At 69.8% G+C, this 21,718-nt stretch carries 20 protein-coding genes; 11 read left to right on the top strand and 9 right to left on the bottom strand.

Annotated elements, in window-relative coordinates; genetic code table 11:
* The first annotated feature begins 137 nt into the window (after positions 1-137).
* Positions 138-1,001: a DUF3152 domain-containing protein gene (locus tag AB0436_RS26690; protein WP_366470479.1), complete on the top strand. Its 864-nt coding sequence runs from the start codon at positions 138-140 to the stop codon at positions 999-1,001.
* A gap of 50 nt (positions 1,002-1,051) precedes the next feature.
* Here AB0436_RS26690 and folE read toward each other — a convergent pair whose 3' ends face one another.
* The 6 genes from folE to dacB all read right to left on the bottom strand — a co-directional run bounded on the left by folE (position 1,052) and on the right by dacB (position 8,560).
* Entirely contained in the window at positions 1,052-1,657 is a 606-nt protein-coding gene (folE, locus tag AB0436_RS26685; RefSeq protein ID WP_366470478.1) for a GTP cyclohydrolase I FolE, read from the bottom strand.
* Positions 1,658-1,840: 183 nt separating this feature from the next.
* Complete coding sequence (gene ftsH, locus AB0436_RS26680) at positions 1,841-3,877, bottom strand: ATP-dependent zinc metalloprotease FtsH (RefSeq protein WP_366470477.1); 2,037 nt, start codon at positions 3,875-3,877, stop codon at positions 1,841-1,843.
* Between the two features lie 219 nt (positions 3,878-4,096).
* The gene (gene hpt / locus AB0436_RS26675) at positions 4,097-4,636 is read right to left on the bottom strand and encodes a hypoxanthine phosphoribosyltransferase (RefSeq protein ID WP_366470539.1); all 540 of its coding nucleotides are present in this window, start codon (positions 4,634-4,636) and stop codon (positions 4,097-4,099) included.
* A gap of 82 nt (positions 4,637-4,718) precedes the next feature.
* A complete protein-coding gene (gene tilS, locus AB0436_RS26670; protein ID WP_366470476.1) occupies positions 4,719-5,801 on the bottom strand; it encodes a tRNA lysidine(34) synthetase TilS in 1,083 nt (360 codons plus the stop codon).
* Between the two features lie 171 nt (positions 5,802-5,972).
* The gene (locus AB0436_RS26665) at positions 5,973-7,109 is read right to left on the bottom strand and encodes a zinc-dependent metalloprotease (protein WP_366470475.1); all 1,137 of its coding nucleotides are present in this window, start codon (positions 7,107-7,109) and stop codon (positions 5,973-5,975) included.
* Between the two features lie 50 nt (positions 7,110-7,159).
* A complete protein-coding gene (gene dacB, locus AB0436_RS26660) occupies positions 7,160-8,560 on the bottom strand; it encodes a D-alanyl-D-alanine carboxypeptidase/D-alanyl-D-alanine-endopeptidase (protein ID WP_366470474.1) in 1,401 nt (466 codons plus the stop codon).
* A gap of 144 nt (positions 8,561-8,704) precedes the next feature.
* Here dacB and AB0436_RS26655 point away from each other — a divergent pair, with 144 nt between their 5' ends.
* The gene (locus AB0436_RS26655) at positions 8,705-9,199 is read left to right on the top strand and encodes an inorganic diphosphatase (protein ID WP_365858465.1); all 495 of its coding nucleotides are present in this window, start codon (positions 8,705-8,707) and stop codon (positions 9,197-9,199) included.
* A gap of 177 nt (positions 9,200-9,376) precedes the next feature.
* Positions 9,377-11,041 carry a threonine/serine exporter family protein gene (locus AB0436_RS26650; protein ID WP_366470473.1) on the top strand — a complete coding sequence of 555 codons (1,665 nt, stop codon included), beginning with the start codon at positions 9,377-9,379 and terminating at the stop codon, positions 11,039-11,041.
* A 68-nt stretch (positions 11,042-11,109) separates the two neighbouring features.
* Here AB0436_RS26650 and AB0436_RS26645 read toward each other — a convergent pair whose 3' ends face one another.
* Positions 11,110-11,805: a VTT domain-containing protein gene (locus tag AB0436_RS26645; RefSeq protein WP_366470472.1), complete on the bottom strand. Its 696-nt coding sequence runs from the start codon at positions 11,803-11,805 to the stop codon at positions 11,110-11,112.
* Between the two features lie 195 nt (positions 11,806-12,000).
* Between AB0436_RS26645 and AB0436_RS26640 the strand changes: the two genes are divergently transcribed.
* The 3 genes from AB0436_RS26640 (at position 12,001) to AB0436_RS26630 (ending at position 15,131) form a co-directional block, all read left to right on the top strand.
* Positions 12,001-12,366: a YbjQ family protein gene (locus AB0436_RS26640; protein WP_365858341.1), complete on the top strand. Its 366-nt coding sequence runs from the start codon at positions 12,001-12,003 to the stop codon at positions 12,364-12,366.
* A gap of 85 nt (positions 12,367-12,451) precedes the next feature.
* Complete coding sequence (locus AB0436_RS26635; RefSeq protein WP_366470471.1) at positions 12,452-13,888, top strand: glutamate decarboxylase; 1,437 nt, start codon at positions 12,452-12,454, stop codon at positions 13,886-13,888.
* An 85-nt stretch (positions 13,889-13,973) separates the two neighbouring features.
* Positions 13,974-15,131 (top strand): DUF2786 domain-containing protein, encoded by a 1,158-nt coding sequence (locus AB0436_RS26630; RefSeq protein ID WP_366470470.1) that lies wholly within the window; start codon positions 13,974-13,976, stop codon positions 15,129-15,131.
* On the opposite strand, the gene AB0436_RS26625 is transcribed toward AB0436_RS26630, so the two are convergent.
* On the bottom strand, positions 15,120-15,617 hold the full coding sequence (locus AB0436_RS26625; protein ID WP_366470469.1) for a hypothetical protein: 498 nt from the start codon (positions 15,615-15,617) through the stop codon (positions 15,120-15,122). The two genes, AB0436_RS26630 and AB0436_RS26625, sit on opposite strands and share 12 nt — an antisense overlap.
* A 228-nt stretch (positions 15,618-15,845) precedes the next feature.
* Here AB0436_RS26625 and AB0436_RS26620 point away from each other — a divergent pair, with 228 nt between their 5' ends.
* Positions 15,846-16,100, top strand: coding sequence for a DUF397 domain-containing protein (locus AB0436_RS26620; protein ID WP_366470468.1), 255 nt, complete (start codon positions 15,846-15,848; stop codon positions 16,098-16,100).
* Here AB0436_RS26620 and AB0436_RS26615 read toward each other — a convergent pair.
* Positions 16,097-16,588 (bottom strand): ATP-binding protein, encoded by a 492-nt coding sequence (locus AB0436_RS26615; protein ID WP_366470467.1) that lies wholly within the window; start codon positions 16,586-16,588, stop codon positions 16,097-16,099. The two genes, AB0436_RS26620 and AB0436_RS26615, sit on opposite strands and share 4 nt — an antisense overlap.
* A 267-nt stretch (positions 16,589-16,855) precedes the next feature.
* Between AB0436_RS26615 and AB0436_RS26610 the strand changes: the two genes are divergently transcribed.
* From AB0436_RS26610 to AB0436_RS26595, 4 genes are all read left to right on the top strand, one after another.
* Complete coding sequence (locus tag AB0436_RS26610; RefSeq protein ID WP_366470466.1) at positions 16,856-17,749, top strand: helix-turn-helix transcriptional regulator; 894 nt, start codon at positions 16,856-16,858, stop codon at positions 17,747-17,749.
* Positions 17,750-17,812: 63 nt separating this feature from the next.
* Positions 17,813-19,270 (top strand): aldehyde dehydrogenase family protein, encoded by a 1,458-nt coding sequence (locus tag AB0436_RS26605; RefSeq protein ID WP_366470465.1) that lies wholly within the window; start codon positions 17,813-17,815, stop codon positions 19,268-19,270.
* Positions 19,271-19,296: 26 nt separating this feature from the next.
* Positions 19,297-19,920: a PadR family transcriptional regulator gene (locus tag AB0436_RS26600; protein WP_366470464.1), complete on the top strand. Its 624-nt coding sequence runs from the start codon at positions 19,297-19,299 to the stop codon at positions 19,918-19,920.
* Positions 19,921-19,994: 74 nt separating this feature from the next.
* Positions 19,995-21,674 carry a bifunctional 3'-5' exonuclease/DNA polymerase gene (locus AB0436_RS26595; protein WP_366470463.1) on the top strand — a complete coding sequence of 560 codons (1,680 nt, stop codon included), beginning with the start codon at positions 19,995-19,997 and terminating at the stop codon, positions 21,672-21,674.
* Positions 21,675-21,718: the final 44 nt, after the last annotated feature.

The following is a 21,718-nucleotide window of genomic DNA, read 5'->3' as shown; positions in this document are numbered from 1 at the left end:
CGGATCAGGGACGGCCTCGCAGGAGCGGTCCACGGGGAGCTGTTACAGAAGGATCACACGGCCCCCCGTCCGCTCGTTGCGGTTTCGTGATCTTCCGGGCCAGAAGCCATCATGTGCGCAGCTCAGCCTGGGATGCCATGGCACGAAGAAGCAGGTCGCGGTCCCGCTCACGTCGGGTAGCACGCACCACCCGAAGACGCCGGAGGTACCTGGTCGGTGCCGTAGCCCTCATCGGCCTGGCCAGCACGGCGTTCGTCGCGGCGCGAGGGGGCGGGAACGACAGCGGCGCGGCCGGTCCGGGCACGGCCTCCTCGCGAGCGGTGGCGTCCCCGACGCCGTCCGCACCGTCCGCTTCTCCGCGGTCCGCACCGTCGTCTCCGGCCCCGTCGGCGTCCGCCGGCGGCAAAAGCAAGAGCAAAGGCAAAGCCAGGGACTGGTCGGAGCCCGGAAACGGGCGCTTCGTGACCGCCGCGGCAGCCGGGAAATCCGTCGGCAAAGGGACGGTCAGACGCTACAAGGTGCAGGTCGAGGAGGGCGCGGACGTCTCCGCCGGCGAAGCGGCACGCGAGATCGAACACATCCTCGCCGACCCACGCGGCTGGACCGCGGACGGTCATGACGCCTTCCAGCTGGTGGCCGACGGTCCGTACGACTTCGAGGTGAAGATCGCCAGCCCGGCGACCGTGGACAAGATCTGCGGGGCCGCCGACCTGGACACCCACGGCGAGGTCAACTGCGACGTCGGCGATCAGGTGCTCGTCAACCTGAAGCGCTGGGACACCGGCTCACCGGAGTTCACCGGGCCGGTCCGGGAGTACCGCGCCCTGATCATCAACCATGAGGTGGGCCACCGCATCGGGCACGGCCACGAGGCCTGCCCGGGTCCGGGCAAGCCCGCACCGGCGATGATGCAGCAGATCTACGGACTGCACGGATGCGTGGCGAACGCCTGGCCCTATGACTCCCACGGCACCTACCTCGGTGGTCCACAGGTGCCCTGACCGGCGCGCGAACGCGCCTCCGCCGCCAACCCCCAGGGAACACGCCGAGGTCAGTGCGCCATGATCAGGCTCATCGCCTCGGCCCGCGTGGCCGGGTCCCGGAGCTGTCCGCGAACCGCCGAGGTGATGGTCTTCGCGCCGGGCTTGCGTACCCCGCGCATGGTCATGCACATGTGCTCGCACTCGATGACGACGATCACGCCGCGCGGTTCCAGTATCTGCATCAGCGATTCGGCCACCTGCGTGGTCAGCCGCTCCTGGACCTGCGGACGGCGCGCATACACGTCGACCAGCCGGGCCAGCTTGGACAACCCGGTGATCTTCCCGTCCGCGGACGGGATGTAGCCGACGTGCGCGACACCGGTGAACGGGACGAGATGGTGCTCGCAGTGCGACTGCACCTCGATGTCCTTCACCAGCACCATCTCGTCGTGTCCGAGATCGAACGTCGTGGTCAGGACGTCCTCGGGGCGCTGCCGCAGTCCGGCGAAGATCTCCTTGTAGGCCCGCGCCACCCGGGACGGCGTCTCCAGCAGACCTTCCCGGTCCGGGTCCTCCCCGACCGCGATGAGGAGCTCGCGCACCGCGTTCTCGGCCCGCTTCTCGTCGAACTCGCGGACCTCGTGCTCGCCGTCCAGCGTGATCGGGTCGGTCATCAGTGCCTCGCTCCGTAAGTTCTTCTCGGCGACATGACAGTGCCGCAGAAACCAGGGCCGCGGAAAAGCCGGGCCGCAGAACATGCCGCACAGGAAAAATGCCGCGTCCCCCAGGCTAGAACCTGGGGGACGCGGCTTACATTCCGGGGCTACCGGGACGGATCGCTCACGAGCAGCGCTCGGTCAGCTCTCCGGCCGGTCCTCGGGGACCGCCTCGATGGCGTTGCTGTCCGGGGTCGCGCCGTTCCCCGATGCGACCGCGCCGACCGCGCCGTTGGTGAGCGCGAGCTCACGCGGCGAGAGGACCGGCGGCCTGGTGGACGGCGTACGCCGGGTGGAGCCGGTCCACGCGGGGCGGGCCGGGCGCTTCACGATGCCGGAGAAGATCTCGGCGATCTGCTCCTTGCTCAGCGTCTCCTTCTCGAGGAGCTGGAGGACCAGGTTGTCGAGAACGTCGCGGTTCTCGACGAGGATCTCCCAGGCCTCGTTGTGCGCGGTCTCGATGAGCTTCTTGACCTCTTCGTCGACCAGCGCGGCGACCTCTTCCGAGTAGTCGCGCTGATGGCCCATCTCGCGGCCCAGGAAGGGCTCGGAGTTGTCGCCGCCGAACTTGATCGCGCCGAGACGCTCGGTCATGCCGTACTGCGTGACCATCGCGCGAGCGGTGGTCGTGGCCTTCTCGATGTCGTTCGCCGCGCCGGTGGTCGGGTCGTGGAAGACGAGTTCCTCGGCCGCGCGCCCGCCCAGCATGTAAGCCAGCTGGTCGAGCATTTCATTGCGCGTGGTCGAGTACTTGTCCTCGTCGGGGAGCACCATGGTGTAACCCAGGGCCCGGCCTCGGGACAGGATCGTGATCTTGTGGACCGGGTCCGAGTTGGGAGATGCCGCCGCGACCAGGGCGTGTCCGCCCTCGTGGTACGCGGTGATCTTCTTTTCCTTGTCGGACATGATCCGGGTCCGCTTCTGCGGCCCTGCCACGACCCGGTCGATCGCTTCGTCCAGCGCGGCGTTGTCGACGAGCTTCTGATTGCCACGTGCGGTGAGCAGCGCGGCTTCGTTCAGCACGTTCGCCAGGTCGGCACCGGTGAAGCCGGGCGTACGACGGGCCACCGCGCCCAGGTCGACGTCCTGAGCGACCGGCTTGCCCTTCTGGTGGACCTTGAGGATCTCCAGACGCCCCTGCATGTCCGGACGGTCGACCGCGATCTGCCGGTCGAAGCGGCCGGGACGCAGCAGCGCCGGGTCGAGGATGTCCGGCCGGTTCGTGGCGGCGATCAGGATGACGCCACCCTTCACGTCGAAGCCGTCCATCTCGACGAGCAGCTGGTTCAGCGTCTGCTCGCGCTCGTCGTGGCCACCGCCGAGGCCCGCACCACGGTGCCGGCCGACGGCGTCGATCTCGTCGACGAAGACGATCGCCGGGGCGTTCGCCTTGGCCTGCTCGAAGAGGTCACGCACTCGGGAGGCACCGACACCGACGAACATCTCGACGAAGTCGGAACCGGAGATCGAGTAGAACGGAACGCCCGCCTCGCCCGCGACGGCGCGAGCGAGCAGCGTCTTGCCGGTACCCGGCGGGCCGTACAGCAGGACACCCTTGGGGATCTTGGCGCCGACGGCCTGGAACTTCGCCGGCTCCTGCAGGAACTCCTTGATCTCGTGGAGTTCCTCGACCGCCTCGTCGGACCCCGCCACATCGGCGAAGGTCGTCTTGGGCGTGTCCTTGGTGATCAGTTTGGCCTTGGACTTCCCGAACTGCATGACACGGGAGCCACCGCCCTGCATCTGGTTCATCAGGAAGAGGAAGACCACGACGATGAGCACGAAGGGCAGCAACGACAGCAGAATCCCGACGAACGGGTTCTGCTTCGACGGCGAGACCGTGTAGCCCTTCGCGATGTCGCCGCTGTCGACCTTGCTCTGCAGCTTGGCCGCGAGGGCGGTGCCCTGCGCATCGCCGATGTAGTTCGACTGGAACTTGCTGCCGGACTCGCCGGAGAGCTTCTGGCCGTTCTTCAGTTCGATCTTGATGACGTTTTCGTCACCAGTCGTGACCTTGGCCTGCTCGACCTGGTTCTTGTCGATCGCCTGGACGACCTTGGAGGTGTCCACTGACTTGTAGCCGCCCGACGAGCCGACGACCTGCATCAACACGACCACGGCGAGGACGGCCAGCACGATCCACATGACCGGCCCACGGAAGTATCGCTTCACGTCCATCCATACGGGGCGGAAATACGCCCCGTCCCTCCTGCCCGTAGGTAAATGCTGCTGTGAGTAAAGACTGTTCTTCGGACGGTACCCCAGCATTGTCGCCAGCGACCGCACAGGACCGCTGACGATCCTGCCTTCCCCTGCTCCAACGGCGGGAATCAGGTGAGGGTTCCCATTCGGCTGTGGGCTGAACCCCTGGGGCCGTCCGGCGGAGTCCGGTCGGCGTCAGCCGCCGTACACGTGCGGTGCCAGGGTGCCGACGAAGGGGAGATTGCGGTACTTCTCGGCGTAGTCGAGGCCGTAGCCGACGACGAACTCGTTCGGGATGTCGAAACCGACCCACTTCACGTCGAGCGCGACCTTCGCCGCGTCCGGCTTGCGGAGCAGGGTGCAGACCTCCAGTGACGCGGGCTCGCGGGAACCGAGGTTCGACAGCAGCCAGGAAAGGGTGAGGCCCGAGTCGATGATGTCCTCGACGATCAGGACGTGCTTGCCCTTGATGTCGGTGTCGAGGTCCTTGAGGATCCGGACGACACCCGAGGACTGCGTGCCCGCGCCGTACGAGGACACCGCCATCCAGTCCATCGTGACCGCCGAGGACAGTGCCCGGGCCAGGTCCGCCATCACCATCACGGCGCCCTTGAGCACGCCCACCAGCAGGACGTCCTTGCCCGCGTACTCCGCGTCGATCTTCGCGGCCAGTTCCACCAGCTTGGCGTCGATCTCTTCCTTGGTGATGAGCACCGACGCGAGGTCGGTGCCCATGTCCTTCTCGTTCACCCGGGCCACTTTCAGTTGCTTGTGCATCAGCTTCGGACCGACCGGCGCCTGGCGGGCGGTCTCCGGCTCAGCTCGGCTTCGGACTGCCTTGCCGGAGAACCAGTCTGCCACCCTGCCGTTGGGCCTCGACGCGGCCGGGGAGGTTGATGGCCCCCTGCCCGCGCCAACCGGTGATCAGCCGGTCGATCTCCTCGATGTGGCGGGCGAAGAGCGAGCCGGCCGGGGAGCCCGCCGCGATGGCCGAGCGCCGCAGCACCCGGCGGCGGACGGCGGGCGGCAGGGCCTGCAGCTTGGCGCACTCGAGCCGGCCCGCCTCGTCCTTGACGCTGCCCTCGGCCTGCGCGGCCCAGGCGTCCAGGGCGTCGGCGTCGTCGCGGGAGAGCCGCGCGGTGCGCGCCAGGGCCTCCACGACGCCCTTGCCGAGCGACTTCTCCAGCGCGGGCAGCCCCTCGTGGCGGAGCCGGGAGCGGGTGTACGTGGGGTCCGTGTTGTGCGGGTCGTCCCAGACCGGAATGTGCTGAATCAGACACGCCTTGCGCGCCGTCTGCCGGTCGAGCTGGAGGAAGGGGCGCCGGTAGCGCCCGGCCGCCCCCGAGACGGCCGCCATACCGGACAGCGAACGGATACCGGAGCCGCGGGCCAGACCGAGCAGGACGGTCTCCGCCTGGTCGTCGCGGGTGTGGCCGAGCAGGACCGCCGCGGCGCCGCGGCGCTCGGCCACCGCGTCCAGCGCCGCATACCGGGCGTCTCTGGCGGCTGCTTCCGGTCCGCCGGTCCGGCCGACGGTCACCGCGACGGCCTCGACCGGGTCGAGACCGAGGCCGGCCAGCCGGGTGACGACCTCGGCGGCGCGGAACTCCGAGCCGTCCTGGAGGCCGTGGTCGACGGTGACGCCGCCGGCGCGGACGTCGAGTTTGCGGGCCTCGAAGGCCAGAGCGGAGGCGAGAGCCATGGAGTCGGCGCCACCGGAGCACGCGACCAGCACCAGGGGCCGTCGCTGCTCGTACGGGGTACCGCCGGGGCCGGTGCCGCCGGTGGGGTGCGGGGGATGTGCGCTGCCCGCGAGGAGTGCGGAGTGTTCTTTCAGTACGTCGTGGAGTACGCGGCGAACCGCGAGGCGTATCGCCGCGACCGCAGGATGGGGACCCATGTCCGCTGCCCTTCGGTGGAGTTGGGGGGTGCATCGGGAGAGATGGTCGAGTCACACAGAGTGCATAGATGGTGACAGAACCGGGCCGTTACCCGAGCATTGCACGCCAACCCCAGGCCTACGGTCCCTCGGATGGGTGAATGGCGCGGCGTGGTTGTGCCGCAGGCCTGATCAAGATGGCGCATCCCCCTTACGGTGCACCCGGGCGATCCAGTCCCTGGGGGCGGCGATCTCGGCCTTCGTCGGAAGGGTGTTCGGGGAGGTCCAGACGCGGTTGAAGCCGTCCATGCCGACCTCGTCGACGACCGTCCGCACGAACCGCTCGCCATCGCGGTACTGCCGGAGCTTGGCGTCGAGCCCCAGCAGCTTGCGCAGCGCCTGGTCGAGGCGGCCCGCCCCACGTGCCCTGCGCTGCTGGAACTTCTCCCGGATTTCGTTCACCGAGGGCACGACCAGGGGGCCGACGCCGTCCATCACGTAGTCGGCGTGCCCTTCGAGCAGGGACATCACCGCGGTCAGTCGCCCCAGGATCTCCCGCTGGGTGGGGGTCTGGACGAGCTCGACCAGCGAGCCGCCGCTTTCGTTCTCCTCGCCCTCGGGGCGGCCGCCCGCGAGGGACTGAGCCGCCTCGCGCAGCCGCTCCAGGACGGTCATCGGGTCGATCTCGGTCTCGCTCAGGAAAGACTGGATTTCGCCCTCGAGGTGGTCCCGCAGCCAGGGCACGGCGGTGAACTGGGTGCGGTGCGTCTCCTCGTGCAGGCAGACCCAGAGCCGGAAGTCGTGCGGCTCGACGTCGAGTTCCCGCTCGACGTGCACGATGTTCGGCGCGACCAGCAGCAGCCGGCCGCCACCGGCCGCGGCGACCGGTAGATCGCGGCCCGGCGGGGCGAAGGTCTCGTACTGCCCGAGCACCCGGGAGGACAGGAACGACAGCAGCATGCCCAGCTCCACACCGGTCACCTTGCCGCCGACCGCGCCGAACACGGCGCCGCCCGGCGTGTTCCCGCGCCGCTCCTGCATCTTCTCCAGCAGCGGCTTGAGGATCTCGCGGAAGCCCGCCACATTGGCCTTCACCCAGCCGGGCCGGTCCACCACGAGGACCGGGGTGTCCGCGAGCTCGGTGTCCTGCGGGACCATCCGGGTGAACGCACGGACATGTTCCTCGGCGGACTTGGCGTGCCGGCGCAGCTCGGCGACCACCGCCCGGGCTTCTTCCCTGCTGACGTCCGGACCCTGCTTCGCGAAGCGGGTCGCGGTCGCCATGGCGAGGTTCCAGTCGACCATCTCGGCACCACCGATGCGCGTCATGCGTCAACCGTACGTGCTGCGATCCGTGGACGGTGAGGTGTCGGGAGCGGTCATCCCGAACAGCCGCAGGAGGCCACCGCGGTACCGAGCCGGTCGAGCGCCGACTCGGCAGCGCCGGGAGACGTCGTGCCCGATGCCATGAAGGCGAAGACGAGCAGCCTGCCCTGTGCGTCCACCACAGCGCCCGCCAGCGTGTTCACCCCGGTCAGCGTGCCGGTCTTGGCGTGCAGCAGGCCGGTGGCGGTGGAGCCGCCGGTGTAGCGCTGCTCCAGCGTGCCGCTGAAACCCGCGACGGGCAGGCCGGTGAGGACGGGGCGCAGCTCCGGGTGGTGCGGGTCGCCGGCCCGGAGCAGCAGGGAGGCCAGCAGCGACGCCGAGACCTTGTCCCGCCGGTCGAGACCGCTGCCGTCGGCGAAGCGGGCGGCGTCCAGCGGCAGTCCGAGCTTGCCGAGCTGCGCCTCGACCGCCCCGCCCGCGCCGTCGAAGCTCGCCGGTCGGCCGGTGGCCAGCGCGGTCTGCCGGGCGACGGCCTCCGCGAGGTCGTTGTCACTGTTGGTGAGGGCCCGTTCGACCAGGCCCGAAAGGGGCGCCGAGTACGTCCTGGCCACCGGTTTCGCGTGCGCCGGGGGCCTGCCGGGTGCCGGGGCGTGTGCCGTACCGATGGACCGGTGGGCGAGCAGCAGGGCGAAGGCCCGGGCCACGTCGCCCGCCGGATCGCCGCTGCGCGGGGCGGGCCCGTGGGCGGAGCTGTCCAGCCGTCCCTCGTTCATCATCAGCGCGGTGACCGGGGCGATGTTGTCGTTGGGGCCGATGGGGTGCTGCACCGGACCCGAGTAGAGCGAGGTGTCGTATCCGATGCTCACCGACGTGACGCCCCGGTCGTGCAGCACCCGGACGGTGTCGTCGGCGAGGGCGTCCAGCCGGGCCCGGTCGAGGGTCGGATCGCCGCCGCCGCGCAACGTGAGCTGCTTGCCGTCCGGGCTCGCCAGGACGGTGGTGGCGATCCGGTGGTCGGGGCCGAGCGCGGAGAGTCCGGCGATCATGGTGGCCAGCTTGACCGTGGAGGCCGGCGTCATGGGCCGGTCCGCCTTCACCGCGTAGAGCTGCTTTCCGGTGGCCGTGTCGATCACCACCCCGGTGTGGTCGGTGCCGAGCGCCGGATCGTCCATCAGCGGGCCGAGCGTCCTGGCGAGCCCCTTCCCGGTGGGCACCGCGACGCTGCCCAGCGCCGCGAGTACCGCCGGGGCACTGGGCGCGGGCGCGGGTCCGGTGGCCCGTGACGGCTGCCCGTGATCTGCGCCACCTGTACGGGCCCGGGCGGCTGCCCAGTCCCGCTCGGCCTTACGCTGACCTGAGTCCCAGGGCCCGGATGCCGCGATCAGTCCGGCCGCAAGCACCAGGCCGGTCACGGCAGAAACAGCCGACAGCTGCCATGTCGTCACCTTCGGCATCCGCACCTGGGAGCAGCCCCTTTCGCGATCACACGTCGTCTTGGGGGACACTTAACCACTGCGTTTCCCGCGAGCACGGCACCCGGCGGTCTCGGCAGGACGCAGCACCACTCGAAGTCAGTGTTGATCATGGAGGAGCCACCCGTGGAGTTCGACGTCACCATCGAGATTCCGAAGGGTTCGCGGAACAAGTACGAGGTGGACCACGAGACCGGCCGGATCCGCCTGGACCGTCGGCTCTTCACGTCCACCAGCTACCCCGCGGACTACGGATTCGTCGAGAACACCCTCGGCGAGGACGGCGACCCGCTGGACGCCCTGGTCCTGCTGGACGAGCCCACCTTCCCCGGCTGTGTCATCAAGTGCCGCGCCATCGGCATGTTCCGGATGACCGACGAGGCGGGCGGCGACGACAAGCTGCTGTGTGTGCCGGCCTCCGACCCCCGGGTGGAGCACCTGCGCGACATTCACCACGTGTCGGAGTTCGACCGTCTGGAGATCCAGCACTTCTTCGAGGTCTACAAGGACCTGGAGCCCGGCAAGTCCGTCGAAGGAGCCGACTGGGTCGGCCGCAGCGACGCCGAGGCCGAGGTCGAGGCGTCGTACAAGCGCCTGCAGGCACAGGGCGGCGGTCACTGATCCGGTCGTCGCGGCGCTGACGCGCCACGAACTGCCTGCTGCGGGCGGTGTATCCCTCACGGATGCACCGCCCGCAGTGCGTCCGCAGGAGCCCGGGCGTTTTCCGTGCTCATACTGGGCAGGCGGCTGGCGGGGCAGGCGGCAAACACAGTCACGGAAGAGGTCGGAGCACAGCGAGTGGTCGGTGAGTCGGACGGTCCCGAGGACCGCAAGCCGCAGTCGGACGAGGTACGGAGCGCCTTCCTGCCGCCGAGCGGCACGGGCGCCACCCCGCAGGCCGGCCCCGAGGACGGCTCCACCACCTCGGAATTCGCCGTCCCCGAGGGCTTCTCCCCCGAGGCGCCCACCGAGCCCGAGGGCTCCGCGTTCACCACGCCGCACACCTACAGCGCGCAGAACTCGCCGCCCGTCTTCACCCCGGCTCACGGCATCCCGATGGTCAGGCTGTCCAAGGAGGCGCCCTGGCAGGACCGGATGCGCACCATGCTGCGGATTCCGGTGCACGAACGGCCGACTCTGGAGCCGGCGCAGCGGCGGGACGACGAATCGGGACCCGCCATTCCCCGTGTGCTGGACCTGACGCTGCGTATCGGCGAACTGCTGCTGGCCGGCGGTGAGGGCGCCGAGGACGTGGAGGCGGCGATGTTCGGCGTCACCCAGGCGTACGGGCTGGAGCGCTGCGAACCGACCGTCACCTTCACCCTGCTGTCGATCTCGCACCAGCCGTCCCTGGTCGACGACCCGGTCACGGCGAGCCGGACCGTGCGCCGCCGGGGCACCGACTACACCCGGCTGGCCGCGGTCTACCACCTGATCGACGACATCACGTCCGAGGACGTCGAGGTGTCACTGGAGGAGGCCTACCGGGGCCTCGCCGGGATCCGGCGTAACCGTCACCCCTACCCCGGCTGGGCGCTCACGGTCGCCAACGGTCTGCTGGCGGGCGCGGCATCGGTGCTGGTCGGTGGTGGTGCGCTGGTCTTCGCGGCGGCCATGGTGGGCGCCATGCTGGGCGACCGGCTCGCCTGGCTGCTCGCCGGGCGCGGGCTGCCGGAGTTCTACCAGTTCGCGGTGGCCGCGATGCCGCCGGCGGCGGTGGGGGTCGCGCTGACCCTGGCCGACGTGCCCGATCTGCGGGCCTCCGCGGTGATCACCGGTGGGCTGTTCGCGCTGCTGCCCGGGCGGGCGCTGGTCGCGGGCGTGCAGGACGGGCTGACCGGCTACTACATCACGGCCTCCGCGCGTCTGCTGGAGGTGATCTACTTCTTCATCTCCATCGTCATGGGCGTGCTGATCGTGATCTATCTGGGGCTCCAGCTGGGCGCGGACACCCTGGACGCCGAGGCGGCGCTGCCCACCGTCGACCGGCCGGTGGTGCAGATCATCGCCTCGATGGTGCTCACCTTCGCCTTCGCGATCCTGCTCCAGCAGGACCGTTCCACGGTGCTCATGGTGACCATGAACGGCGGCGTGGCATGGGTGATCTACGGGGCGCTGCACTACGCGGGTGATTTCTCCCCGGTACCGTCCACGGCCATCGCCGCGGGCCTGGTGGGCTTGTTCGGCCAGTTGTTCTCGCGGTACCGGTACGCATCGGCGCTTCCCTATGTCACCGCGGCGATCGGCCCGCTGCTGCCCGGTTCCGCGACGTACTTCGGGATGCTCTACATCGCACACAACGACCTGGACAAGGGGTTCGCCTCGCTCACCAAGGCGGCGGCACTGGCGCTGGCGATCGCGGTGGGGGTGAACCTCGGTGGTGAGATCTCCCGGCTGTTCATGCGGGCACCGGAGGCACTGGGCGGCCAGCGGCGCGCGGCGAAGCGCACGCGCGGCTTCTAGGCCCGCAGTGATCGGCCGGACAGGACCTCCCTGTCCGGGCACCCGGCCGGGCCTCACCGGCGTCTCGCTCAGCGCTTGGCGTGGCGCCTGCGGCCGCCCGGCAGGCCCGCAGCGTCCTGCACGGCCGCCTCGGTGCCCGCCTTCTTGTTCTTGGACCGCGCCCGCAGGTACTCGATCGCGATCGGGACCACCGAGACCAGCACGATGGCGACCAGGATCAGCTCGATGTGCGCGTTGACGAAAGCGACCTTGCCGAGCGCCGCCCCGAGCAGCGTGACACCCACGCCCCAGAGGGTGCCGCCGATCACGTTGTAGACCAGGAACGAGCGGTAGTTCATCCGGCTGACGCCCGCGATGATCGGCGTGAACGTCCGCACGATCGGTACGAAGCGGGCCAGTACCAGGGACTTCCCGCCGTACTTCTCGAAGAACTCGTGTGCCTTCTCCACGTTCTCCTGCTTGAAGAGCCGGGAGTCGGGGCGCTTGAAGAGCGAGGGGCCGACCTTGCGGCCGAAGAGATAGCCGACCTGATCCCCGGCTACCGCGGCGACCGCCACCAGGATGCAGACCAGCCACAGCGGCGTGCCCAGTTTCCCCGTGGTGACCAGCAGGCCCGCGGTGAAGAGCAGGGAGTCGCCGGGCAGGAAGAAGCCGATCAGCAGGCCGGATTCGGCGAAGATGACCACCAGCAGGCCGGCGACCCCGAACGTACTGATGAGGTGGTCCGGGTCCAGCCAGCTCGGTCCGAGCGCAAGGGTAGTCACGGGTTCCGGGGCTCCTGGGGTCAATCGGCAGTGGTCAGTCGGCATGGGTGCCATGCGGCAATGGCTGGCCAAAACTATCAACGCCGCGGAACGCCCCCTGGTTCCAGTGCCGGTTCCGGCGCCGTTCCTGGCGCCCCCGCGGAGGTGCGGCATCCGGGTTCTCGGGGAAGGGTGAGCGCAGGAGGTGTATGCCGGATGAGCATCGAGGATTACGGCGGCGGGCAGACCACACAGTCCGACGTCCTGGTGGTGACGACGAATGACGTCCCGGGTTACGCGGTCCAGCAGGTGATCGGCGAGATCTTCGGTCTCACCGTGAGATCACGGCATCTGGGCAGTCAGATCGGGGCCGGGCTGAAGTCGATGGTCGGCGGCGAGCTCAAGGGCCTGACGAAGACCCTGGTGCAGACCCGTAACCAGGCGATGGAGCGGCTGATCGACCAGGCGCGTGCGCGCGGTGCGAATGCGGTGCTGGCGATGCGGTTCGACGTGACCGAGGCGGCCGACATCGGTACCGAGGTGTGCGCGTACGGCACCGCGGTGGTGGTCAACCGGCTGTGAAGCCCCGGCAGCCGGGCCTCATCCGAATGGTCAGAGCGAGTCCGCACCCCCGCCGCGAGGAACGCGAGGAAGGTGAGCCCGAACGATGGCACTGCACCGAGGCGCCCACGAGGCCAAGAAGTCCGGGGAACAGCGCAAGGTCGCGGTCAACCCCTTCTTCGGCGAGGCCAACCCGGTCGCCGGGATGGACACGGCGCCGCCCACGCACCGCATCCCGGACGGTCCGCTGGCGCCGTCGACCGCGTACCAGCTGGTCCATGACGAGCTGATGCTCGACGGGAACTCCCGGCTCAACCTGGCCACCTTCGTCACCACCTGGATGGAGCCCCAGGCGGACGTGCTGCTGGCGGAGTGCCGGGACAAGAACATGATCGACAAGGACGAGTACCCGCGGACCGCGGAACTCGAGCGCCGCTGTGTGTCGATGCTCGCCGCCCTGTGGAACGCACCCGATCCCGCGGCCGCCGTCGGCTGTTCGACGACCGGGTCCAGCGAGGCCTGCATGCTCGCCGGGATGGCGCTGAAGCGCCGCTGGTCGCAGCGGGCCGCGAAAAGGGAGGCCGGCTCCCGCTATCCGGGCGCTGCCCGGCCGAATCTCGTCATGGGCGTCAACGTCCAGGTCTGCTGGGACAAGTTCTGCAACTTCTGGGAGATCGAGGCCCGCCAGGTCCCGATGGAAGGCGACCGTTTCCATCTGGACCCGCAGGCCGCGGCCGATCTCTGCGACGAGAACACCATCGGGGTGGTGGCCGTGCTCGGCTCCACCTTCGACGGATCCTACGAGCCGGTCGCCGAGCTCTGCGCGGCGCTGGACGCCCTGCAGGAACGCACCGGTCTGGACATTCCGGTCCATGTCGACGGGGCGTCGGGAGGGATGATCGCCCCGTTCCTGGACGAGGACCTGGTCTGGGACTTCCGGCTGCCCCGGGTGTCGTCCATCAACACCTCGGGCCACAAGTACGGACTGGTCTACCCGGGCGTCGGCTGGGCTCTGTGGCGCTCCCCCGCCGAGCTGCCCGAGGAGCTGGTCTTCCGGGTCAACTACCTGGGCGGGGACATGCCCACCTTCGCCCTCAACTTCTCCCGGCCCGGGGCGCAGGTGGTGGCGCAGTACTACACCTTCCTGCGGCTGGGCCGGGAGGGTTACCGGGCGGTTCAGCAGGCGACCCGTGAGGTGGCCCGAGGGCTCGCCGAACGCATCGGGGCACTGGACGACTTCCGGCTGCTGACCCGGGGCAACGAGCTTCCGGTGTTCGCCTTCACCACGGCACCCGACGTATCGGCCTTCGACGTCTTCGACGTGTCACGGCGGCTGCGGGAGCGCGGGTGGCTGGTGCCCGCGTACACCTTCCCGAAGAACCGGGAAGATCTGTCGGTGCTGCGGGTGGTCTGCCGGAACGGTTTCTCGGCCGATCTCGGTGAGCTGCTGCTGGACGCCCTGGACTCATTGCTGCCGGAGTTGCGGAGCCAGTCGGGGCCGCTGAAGGGGAGCGCTTCGAAGGTGACGGCGTTCCACCACTGAGTGCGCCGCCGTCTTTTGTCCACAGGCTGTGGACAAAAGACAGCGGCGAGGCGGTCGGGACCTACCCTTGCCCCATGGACGACGTATGGACACGGTGACCGACCGGGCGTTCGCGGCGGCGCTCTACAGCCAGGGCGACGCGGGTCTGGACACCGGCGCCTCGCTGCTCGCCGCCGCCCCGGAGGCCGACCGGGAGCTCGCGTTGCGCGGGGAGGAGTTCCTGCGCCGGGCCTGGCAGGGCGGCTGGCAGCCGGCCGATGTCGTGCGGCTGGTCCGCCGCGATCTGGCGGAGCCGCACGTCCGGCTGTTGTCTGCCCTGATCGTCTCCGAGCTGCGGGCGTACGACCCGCTGCCGCCGCGCTGGCAGTCCCAGGTCGACGAACTGGACCCGTCCGTCCGGCGCGCCGACCGCTTCTCGCAGGCGACCACCGTCCTCGAGCTGTACCGCCTGCTGCTCCGGCTGCCGGCCGTCGAGCCGGTGGGCCCGGCGCCGGGTGCGACCGCCCTCGTACCGCCGCCGCACCACGCCGAGCCGCGCACGCTCACCCGGATCCGCGCACTGCTCGCCAAGGCCGAGGCGACGGACTACGCGGCGGAGGCCGAGGCGCTGAGCGCGAAGGCGCAGGAGCTGATGGCGCTGCACAGCATCGACGAGGCCCGGCTGTCCGCAGACGGCCGGCACCGTCCCGAGACCCCGGGCGCCTGCCGGATCGGGATCGACGCGCCGTACGAGAGCGCCAAGGCGGTCCTGCTGGACGCCGTCGCCACCGCGAACCGCTGCCGCGCCGTCTGGAACGGCGCCTTCGGTTTCTCCACGGTCGTCGGCTTCGAAGCCGACCTCGAGGTGGTCGAGCTGCTGCACACCTCGCTCCTGGTGCAGGGCACTGCGGCGATGACCCGGGCGGAGGCGGCCCAGCGGGCCGGTGGGCGGCGTCGCACGAAGACCTTCCGCCAGTCCTTCCTGATGGCCTACGCGAGTCGCCTCGGCCACCGGCTGGCCGAGGCCACCGGGCAGGTGACGGCGGAGGCCGCCGGATCACTGCTGCCGGTGCTCGCGGCGCGGGACGTGGCGGTGACGACCGAGGCGGAGCGGATGTTCCCGCGGACGACGGTCAGCCGGGTGCGCGGTGGGTCGGTCGCGGACGAGGCGGGCTGGATGGACGGGACGGCGGCAGCGGATGCGGCCCGGGTGGACGGACGCACGGACGGGCGCACCGAGGGAGGGACAGCGCTAGGACGCTGACGGGACGCCCGGGATCTTCTTTCCGTCGGTCTTCTTGAAGGTGTCCTTGATGCCGCTGTTCCATGACACCGTCAGTGTCTTGCCGTCGGCGGACTCGATGGAGCCCGCGGTGCGGTCGGCATTCCCGTCGGGGCACTTGAGCGACAGCTTCGCGGTGTCGGTGAGCGTGCCCGAGCAGACCGCTCCGCCCAGCAGCGCCGCGCTGTGACCCTGAATCACCATCAAGGTGGACTTGCCGCCGGTCACCGCGGCCCAACTGCCTTCGACGTCCGCGGCTTTCACCGTTCCCGAGCCGCCGCTGCCGTCATCGCTGCCGCCACCACTGCTGTCGCTCGGCTTTCCGGCCGGCCTTTCGGACGGCTTTCCGGACGGCGCCGGTGCGGCTCCGGAGTCCTTGTCGTCGCCGCTGCCGGAACAACCGCCGATGACCAGGACGGCCGCCAAACCGGCTGCCACGACGCCGGCCGTACGTACGAGCCTGTGCACTTCCCATTCCCCCTGGATCGCTTCGGGTCGAGCTGGCCAAGTTAGCAGGGCACCGGATCGGGACCTGGTGCGTCTACAGAGCAGGAGCGGGACTGCGGCGGAGCTGTAGCGGAACGAACACCCCGCGTGCACGTGCATTTGCTCATGCAGCGGCATGTGAACACAGCTATGATCCAGCACAGTTGACATCTGTACTTCCGCACTTCTTGTACTTCCCGGGAGCGACCTGTGCACCACCCGTACAACGGCATGGCGGCAACAGAGCTTCACGGGGTCGCCTGGCAGAAGAGTGAGCAGAGCAACTCGCAGGGGTCCTGCGTGGAGTTCGCCAGGCTGCCCGGCGGAGAGGTGGCGGTACGCAATTCACGCCACCCCGACGGACCCGCCCTGGTCTACACCCCGGCCGAGATAGCGGCCATGCTGCACGGCGCCAAGGCCGGGGAGTTCGACCACCTCGTGGCGGACCAGGAAACGGTTCGCTAGTCGGTGGCGTGCAGGCGGAACAGCGCCCACACCACCTTGCCGCGCAGCGTCCCGGCCAGCGGATGCCAGCCCCAGCCGTCGGCGAAGGAATCCACCAGGAAGAGCCCGCGGCCCGACTCGGCGGCGAAGTCGCTGACCTCGCCCGCACTGGGGCTCTGCTGGCTGGGGTCACGCACCGCACAGACCAGCCGCGAGGTCCACCGCATCAGGTGCAACCGGACCGGCGCATCGTCGGAACGCGGCGCATCAGCGGGCAGGGCATGCCGCAGCGCATTGGTGACCAGTTCGGAAACGACCAGCGCGACATCGTCGAAACGTTCCGCGAGACCCCAGCCGGTCAGCGTCGACCTGGTGAAGTGTCTCGCCCCACGGACCGCCTCGAAGCGCGGCGGCAACGCACAGGAAGCAGAACTGGACACAGCCGCGGGGTCGATGGGGGGAAGCCCCTGCCTTAACGGCTCGAGCATGGTCGATCCATTCATCCCCATGCGAGGCACTCCCGGGATTCGCGGCCGTGGTCGGCGTGCGGTGGTTCGAGAACGCAGGTGCGCGGGGACCATGGTTCCCAATGCGCAGGGCAGATGCAAGGGCAGATGCACGTGCACGCGCCGGACTTGGCCCCGAGCGTGCCGTTCTGACTCTTTTCTTCCTTCGGCTGATTCTGTAGCTTCGCTCTTTCCGTAATCGATTGAGTACAGCCTGAAGCGTTTTGGTGGCAGACTGCGCCCCATATCGCGACCGGGGAGGGTTGAAAAGTGTCAGCAGGCGAGTCCTGGGGGTCATCGCAGACGTTGAGCCCCGGGGGAGGTTCCGTTGTTCGGCGCATCTTGCTGGGGTCACAGCTCCGGCGTCTGCGCGAATCACGGGGGATTACCCGCGAAGCGGCCGGCTACTCGATCCGCGCGTCCGAATCCAAGATCAGCCGCATGGAGTTGGGCCGGGTGAGTTTCAAGGCCAGGGACGTCGAGGATCTGCTCACGCTCTACGGAGTGGCCGACGACGCCGAGCGCGGTTCCCTGCTGGGGCTCGCCAAGGAGGCCAATCTCGCCGGGTGGTGGCACAGTTACGGCGATGTCCTGCCGGGCTGGTTCCAGACCTACGTCGGCCTGGAGGGCGCCGCCTCCCTCATCCGCGTGTACGAAGTGCAGTTCGTGCACGGCCTGTTGCAGACCGAGGCCTATGCCCACGCGGTGGTCACCCGGGGCAACCCCAGGGCGTCGGCCGCCGATATCGACCGCCGGGTCGCGCTGCGCCTGGAGCGCCAGAAGGTGCTGGTCTCGGAGAACGCGCCGCAGCTCCACGCGGTACTCGACGAGGCGGCCCTGCGTCGCCCCTACGGCGACCGGTCGGTGATGCGCGGGCAGTTGCAGCACCTGATCGAGATCTCCGAGCAGCCGAACGTCACGCTGCAGGTCATGCCGTTCGACTTCGGCGGGCACGCCGGCGAGAGCGGCGCCTTCACCCTGCTGCGTTTCCCCGAGTCGGACCTGTCCGATCTGGTTTACCTCGAGCAGTTGACCAGCGCGCTGTATCTGGACAAACCGGAAGAGGTGGCCCAGTACGAGCAGGTGATGGGGGAACTCCAGGGGGAGAGCCCCGACGGAGCGGGCAGCCGGGACGTCCTCCGCGGTCTCCTCCAACTCACCTGACTCACCAGTACGATGACACCAGATCAGTGGTCTGCACCCGCAGTAGCAGCACTAGGGGATGACATGTCCTTCTTCACCGAGCTGGCCCACCAGTACATCGACGGCGAGTGGCGGACCGGCAACGGCTCCTGGGACATCATCGACTTCAACCCGTACAACGGGGAGAAACTCGCCTCGATCACGGTGGCGACCGTCGAGGAGGTCGATCAGGCCTACCGGGCGGCCGAGCGCGCGCAGCTGTCCTGGGCGCAGACCAACCCCTACACGCGCAGGTTGGTCTTCGAGCGGGCGCTGCGGCTCGTCGAGGAGCGCGAGGACGAGATCGTCGGCGCGATCATCGAGGAACTCGGCGGCACCCGGCTGAAGGCGCGGTACGAAGTCCGGCTGGCGATGGAGTTCCTCCGCGAGGCGATACAGCTGGCGCTGCGCCCGGAGGGCCGGATCCTGCCGTCCCCGGTGGACGGCAAGGAGAACCGCGTCTACCGGCTGCCGGTCGGTGTCATCGGGGTGATCAGCCCCTTCAACTTCCCGTTCCTGGTGACGCTCAAGTCGGTCGCGCCCGCGCTGGCGCTGGGCAACGCGGTCGTCATCAAGCCGAATCAGAACGCGCCGGTGGTCGGCGGCGGTCTGATCGCCAAGATCTTCGAGGATGCCGGGCTGCCGGCCGGTCTGCTGAACGTCCTGGTCACCGACATCGCCGAGATCGGTGACGCGCTCATCGAGCACCCGGTGCCGAAGGTGATCTCGTTCGCCGGCTCGGACCGGGTGGGGCGCCATGTCGGCGCGGTCGCCGGCAGCCACTTCAAACGCGCCGTGCTGGAGCTCAGCGGCAACAGCGCCCTGGTGGTGCTGGACGACGCGGACCTGGACTACGCGGTGGACGCGGCTGTTTTCAGCCGTTTCCTCTATCAGGGCCAGGTCTGTATGGCCGCCAACCGCATCCTGCTGGACCGCACCGTCGCGGCGCGCTTCACCGAGAAGTTCACCGAGCGGGTCGCGGCCCTGCGGACCGGCGACCCCGCCGACCCGGAGACCGACATCGGCCCGGTGATCAACAGTTTCCAGGCCGAGGCGCTGACCGGGCTGGTGGACCAGGCCGTCGCCGAGGGCGCGACCGCGCTCGTCCGCGGCACGACCCGGGGCAATCTGGTCGAGCCCACCGTGCTGGCCGGGCTGCCTGCCGACTCGCCGCTGCACCAGCAGGAGATCTTCGGCCCGGTGGTGCTGCTGACCACCTTCGACGGCGAGGACGACGCCGTACGGATGGCCAACGACAGCCCGTACGGGCTGAGCGGCGCCGTGCACACCGGGAACGTCGAGCGTGGCGTGCGCTTCGCCCAGCGGATCGTCACCGGCATGATGCACGTCAACGACTCGACCATCCAGGACGAACCGTTGGTGGCGTACGGCGGGGAGAAGTACTCGGGGCTCGGGCGGCTGAACGGTGACTCGACGGTGGAGGCCTTCACCACCCAGAAGTGGATCTCGATCCAGCACGGCCGCACGGACTTCCCGTTCTGAGACCGCCGGGCCGTAATCTGGACCGCATGTCAGCGATCCGTCTGCTCGTCCTCGGAGCAGTCCGCCAGCACGGGCGTGCACACGGCTACCAGGTTCGCAACGACCTGGAGTACTGGGGCGCCCACGAGTGGTCCAACGCCAAGCCCGGGTCGATCTACCACGCGCTGAAGCAGATGGCGAAGCAGGGCATGCTGCTGGCCCACGAGACCGCGCCCAGCACCGTGGGCGGGCCGCCGCGCACCGAGTACGAATTGACGGCGGCCGGCCGGGCCGAGTACTTCAGGCTGCTGCGCGAGGCCCTGGTCGGCTACGACCAGAAGATGGACGTGATGTCGGCGGCGCTCGGCTGCATCGTCGACCTGGAGCGCGCGGAGGCCGTCGAGCTGCTGACCCAACGGGTGCGGGCGATCGAGGCCTGGCGGGCCGAGGTCACCGAGCACTACATCCCGGAGGACGGGCCGCAGCAGCTGGGACACATCGGCGAGATCATGAACCTCTGGGTGCACTCGGCGGACGGCGGAGCCGCGTGGACGCGCGGCCTCATCGAACGGATCGAGGGCGGAGCCTACGTCTTCGCGGGCGAGGGCGAGCCGTTCGTGGGTGTTCTCGCGGAGGGCCAGGAGAATCCGTACGCCCACCGCGACGGTTGACGAGGAGGTCGTACACCGCCCACGACCGGCCGCGGAACGGCCGATTGTCAGTGCCTGCTGCCACACTCGCTCTCATGACCGAGCGGTGGGCTCTGGCGGCGGCGGAGGGCGGCGGGGCGGACCTGGCGCGGCTCGGCCGTGACGGGCTGCCCGTGGGGGACGTACTGCACGAGCCGGATCTGGTGGCAGCGGTCCGGTCGCGGCCCGACGTCGGCCGCTGGGTGTGGCGATCGACGGCCGGCATCTATCCGCGGCTGCTGGCCGCCGGCGTGCGCGTCGAGCGGTGTTACGACATCGAGGACGCGGAGCTGCTGCTGCTCGGCCACGCGGGACGGTACGGCGAGCCGCATTCCGCGGCGGCCGCCTGGGCGCGGCTGCACCACGCCCCCGTGCCGCCTGACCCGAGACCGCGGTCAGCCGAACCGGGCTCCCAGTCGTCGCTCTTCGAGCCGACGCCGGCGCACGTCCCGTTCGATGCGCTGCTCGAGGTGTACGCGGACCAGCTGCGGCGGCACGACACCGCCGAACACCCGGACCGGATGCGGCTGCTGACCGCGTCGGAGTCGGCCGCGATGCTGGTGGCCGCCGAGATGCACCGGGACGGACTGCCCTGGCGGGCCGATGTGCACCGGGCGGTACTGGACGAGCTGCTGGGCGAGCGGTATGCGGGGGGCGGTGAGCCCCGCCGGATGGCGGAGTTGGCCGACGAGGTGTCAGCGGCGTTCGGACGGCGGGTCAGACCCGAGCTGCCCGCCGATGTCGTGAAGGCCTTCGCCCAGGCCGGCATCAAGGTGAAGTCGACGCGCCGCTGGGAGATCCAGGGCCTCGGCCACCCGGCGGTGGAGCCGCTGATCCAGTACAAGAAGCTCTACCGGATCTGGACCGCACACGGCTGGAGCTGGCTGCAGGACTGGGTGCGCGACGGCCGGTTCCGGCCGGAATACCAGCCGGGCGGGACGGTCTCCGGGCGGTGGACGACCAACGGCGGCGGCGCGCTGCAGATCCCCAAGGTGATCCGGCGTGCCGTGGTGGCGGACCCGGGCTGGCGTCTCGTGGTGGCCGACGCCGACCAGATGGAACCGCGGGTGCTGGCGGCGATCTCCCGCGACCCGGGGCTGATGGAGGTGGCCGGGCATGACGGCGATCTCTACAGCGCCCTCTCCGACCGCGCCTTCAGCGGGGACCGGGACCACGCCAAGATCGCCCTGCTCGGCGCGATCTACGGGCAGACGTCCGGTGACGGCCTGAAGAACCTCGCCGCGCTGCGGCGCAGGTTCCCGGCCGCAGTGGCCTACGTCGACGACGCGGCGCGGGCGGGCGAGGACGGGCTGCTCGTCCGCACCTGGCTGGGCCGGACCAGCCCCCGGGCGGCCGGGGCGGGGGCCGAGGACGAGGGCGAAGCGGGGATTCCGCAGGACGACCCGGAATCCGCGGCCACCGGGCGTGCCTCATCGGACGCCAGGGCCTGGGGCCGCTTCACCCGGAACTTCGTGGTCCAGGGCAGCGCGGCCGACTGGGCACTGCTGATGCTGGCCGCACTGCGCCGGGCCCTGCACACCGAGGCACTCCGCGCCGAACTGGTCTTCTTCCAGCACGACGAGGTGATCGTGCACTGCCCGCAGGAGGAGACCCGGCGGGTGGCCGATGCGATCCGGGCAGCCGGTGAACTGGCCGGCCGGATCGCCTTCGGGGACACCCCGGTGCGGTTCCCGTTCACCACGGCAGTGGCGGAGTGCTACGCCGACGCGAAGTGACGGTGCCGGGTGGCTGCCGTCCGGGCGGGCCGGCCCGGATGCGT

This window comes from Streptomyces sp. NPDC051322, assembly GCF_040689485.1.
Taxonomy (GTDB): Bacteria; Actinomycetota; Actinomycetes; order Streptomycetales; family Streptomycetaceae; genus Streptomyces.
The sequence above is the reverse complement of the archived record's forward strand: the minus strand, read 5'-3'. Positions and strand labels throughout refer to the sequence as shown.

Coding starts and splice junctions, on each gene's coding strand:
- AB0436_RS26630 (WP_366470470.1), top strand. CDS start 13,974: ATGGACACGGTGACCGACCGGGCGTTCGCGGCGGCGCTCTACAGCCAG.
- AB0436_RS26615 (WP_366470467.1), bottom strand. CDS start 16,588: ATGGGGATGAATGGATCGACCATGCTCGAGCCGTTAAGGCAGGGGCTT.
- AB0436_RS26640 (WP_365858341.1), top strand. CDS start 12,001: ATGAGCATCGAGGATTACGGCGGCGGGCAGACCACACAGTCCGACGTC.
- AB0436_RS26605 (WP_366470465.1), top strand. CDS start 17,813: ATGTCCTTCTTCACCGAGCTGGCCCACCAGTACATCGACGGCGAGTGG.
- AB0436_RS26690 (WP_366470479.1), top strand. CDS start 138: ATGGCACGAAGAAGCAGGTCGCGGTCCCGCTCACGTCGGGTAGCACGC.
- AB0436_RS26635 (WP_366470471.1), top strand. CDS start 12,452: ATGGCACTGCACCGAGGCGCCCACGAGGCCAAGAAGTCCGGGGAACAG.
- hpt (WP_366470539.1), bottom strand. CDS start 4,636: ATGGGCACCGACCTCGCGTCGGTGCTCATCACCAAGGAAGAGATCGAC.
- AB0436_RS26600 (WP_366470464.1), top strand. CDS start 19,297: ATGTCAGCGATCCGTCTGCTCGTCCTCGGAGCAGTCCGCCAGCACGGG.
- tilS (WP_366470476.1), bottom strand. CDS start 5,801: ATGGGTCCCCATCCTGCGGTCGCGGCGATACGCCTCGCGGTTCGCCGC.
- dacB (WP_366470474.1), bottom strand. CDS start 8,560: ATGCCGAAGGTGACGACATGGCAGCTGTCGGCTGTTTCTGCCGTGACC.
- folE (WP_366470478.1), bottom strand. CDS start 1,657: ATGACCGACCCGATCACGCTGGACGGCGAGCACGAGGTCCGCGAGTTC.
- ftsH (WP_366470477.1), bottom strand. CDS start 3,877: ATGGACGTGAAGCGATACTTCCGTGGGCCGGTCATGTGGATCGTGCTG.
- AB0436_RS26595 (WP_366470463.1), top strand. CDS start 19,995: ATGACCGAGCGGTGGGCTCTGGCGGCGGCGGAGGGCGGCGGGGCGGAC.
- AB0436_RS26665 (WP_366470475.1), bottom strand. CDS start 7,109: ATGACGCGCATCGGTGGTGCCGAGATGGTCGACTGGAACCTCGCCATG.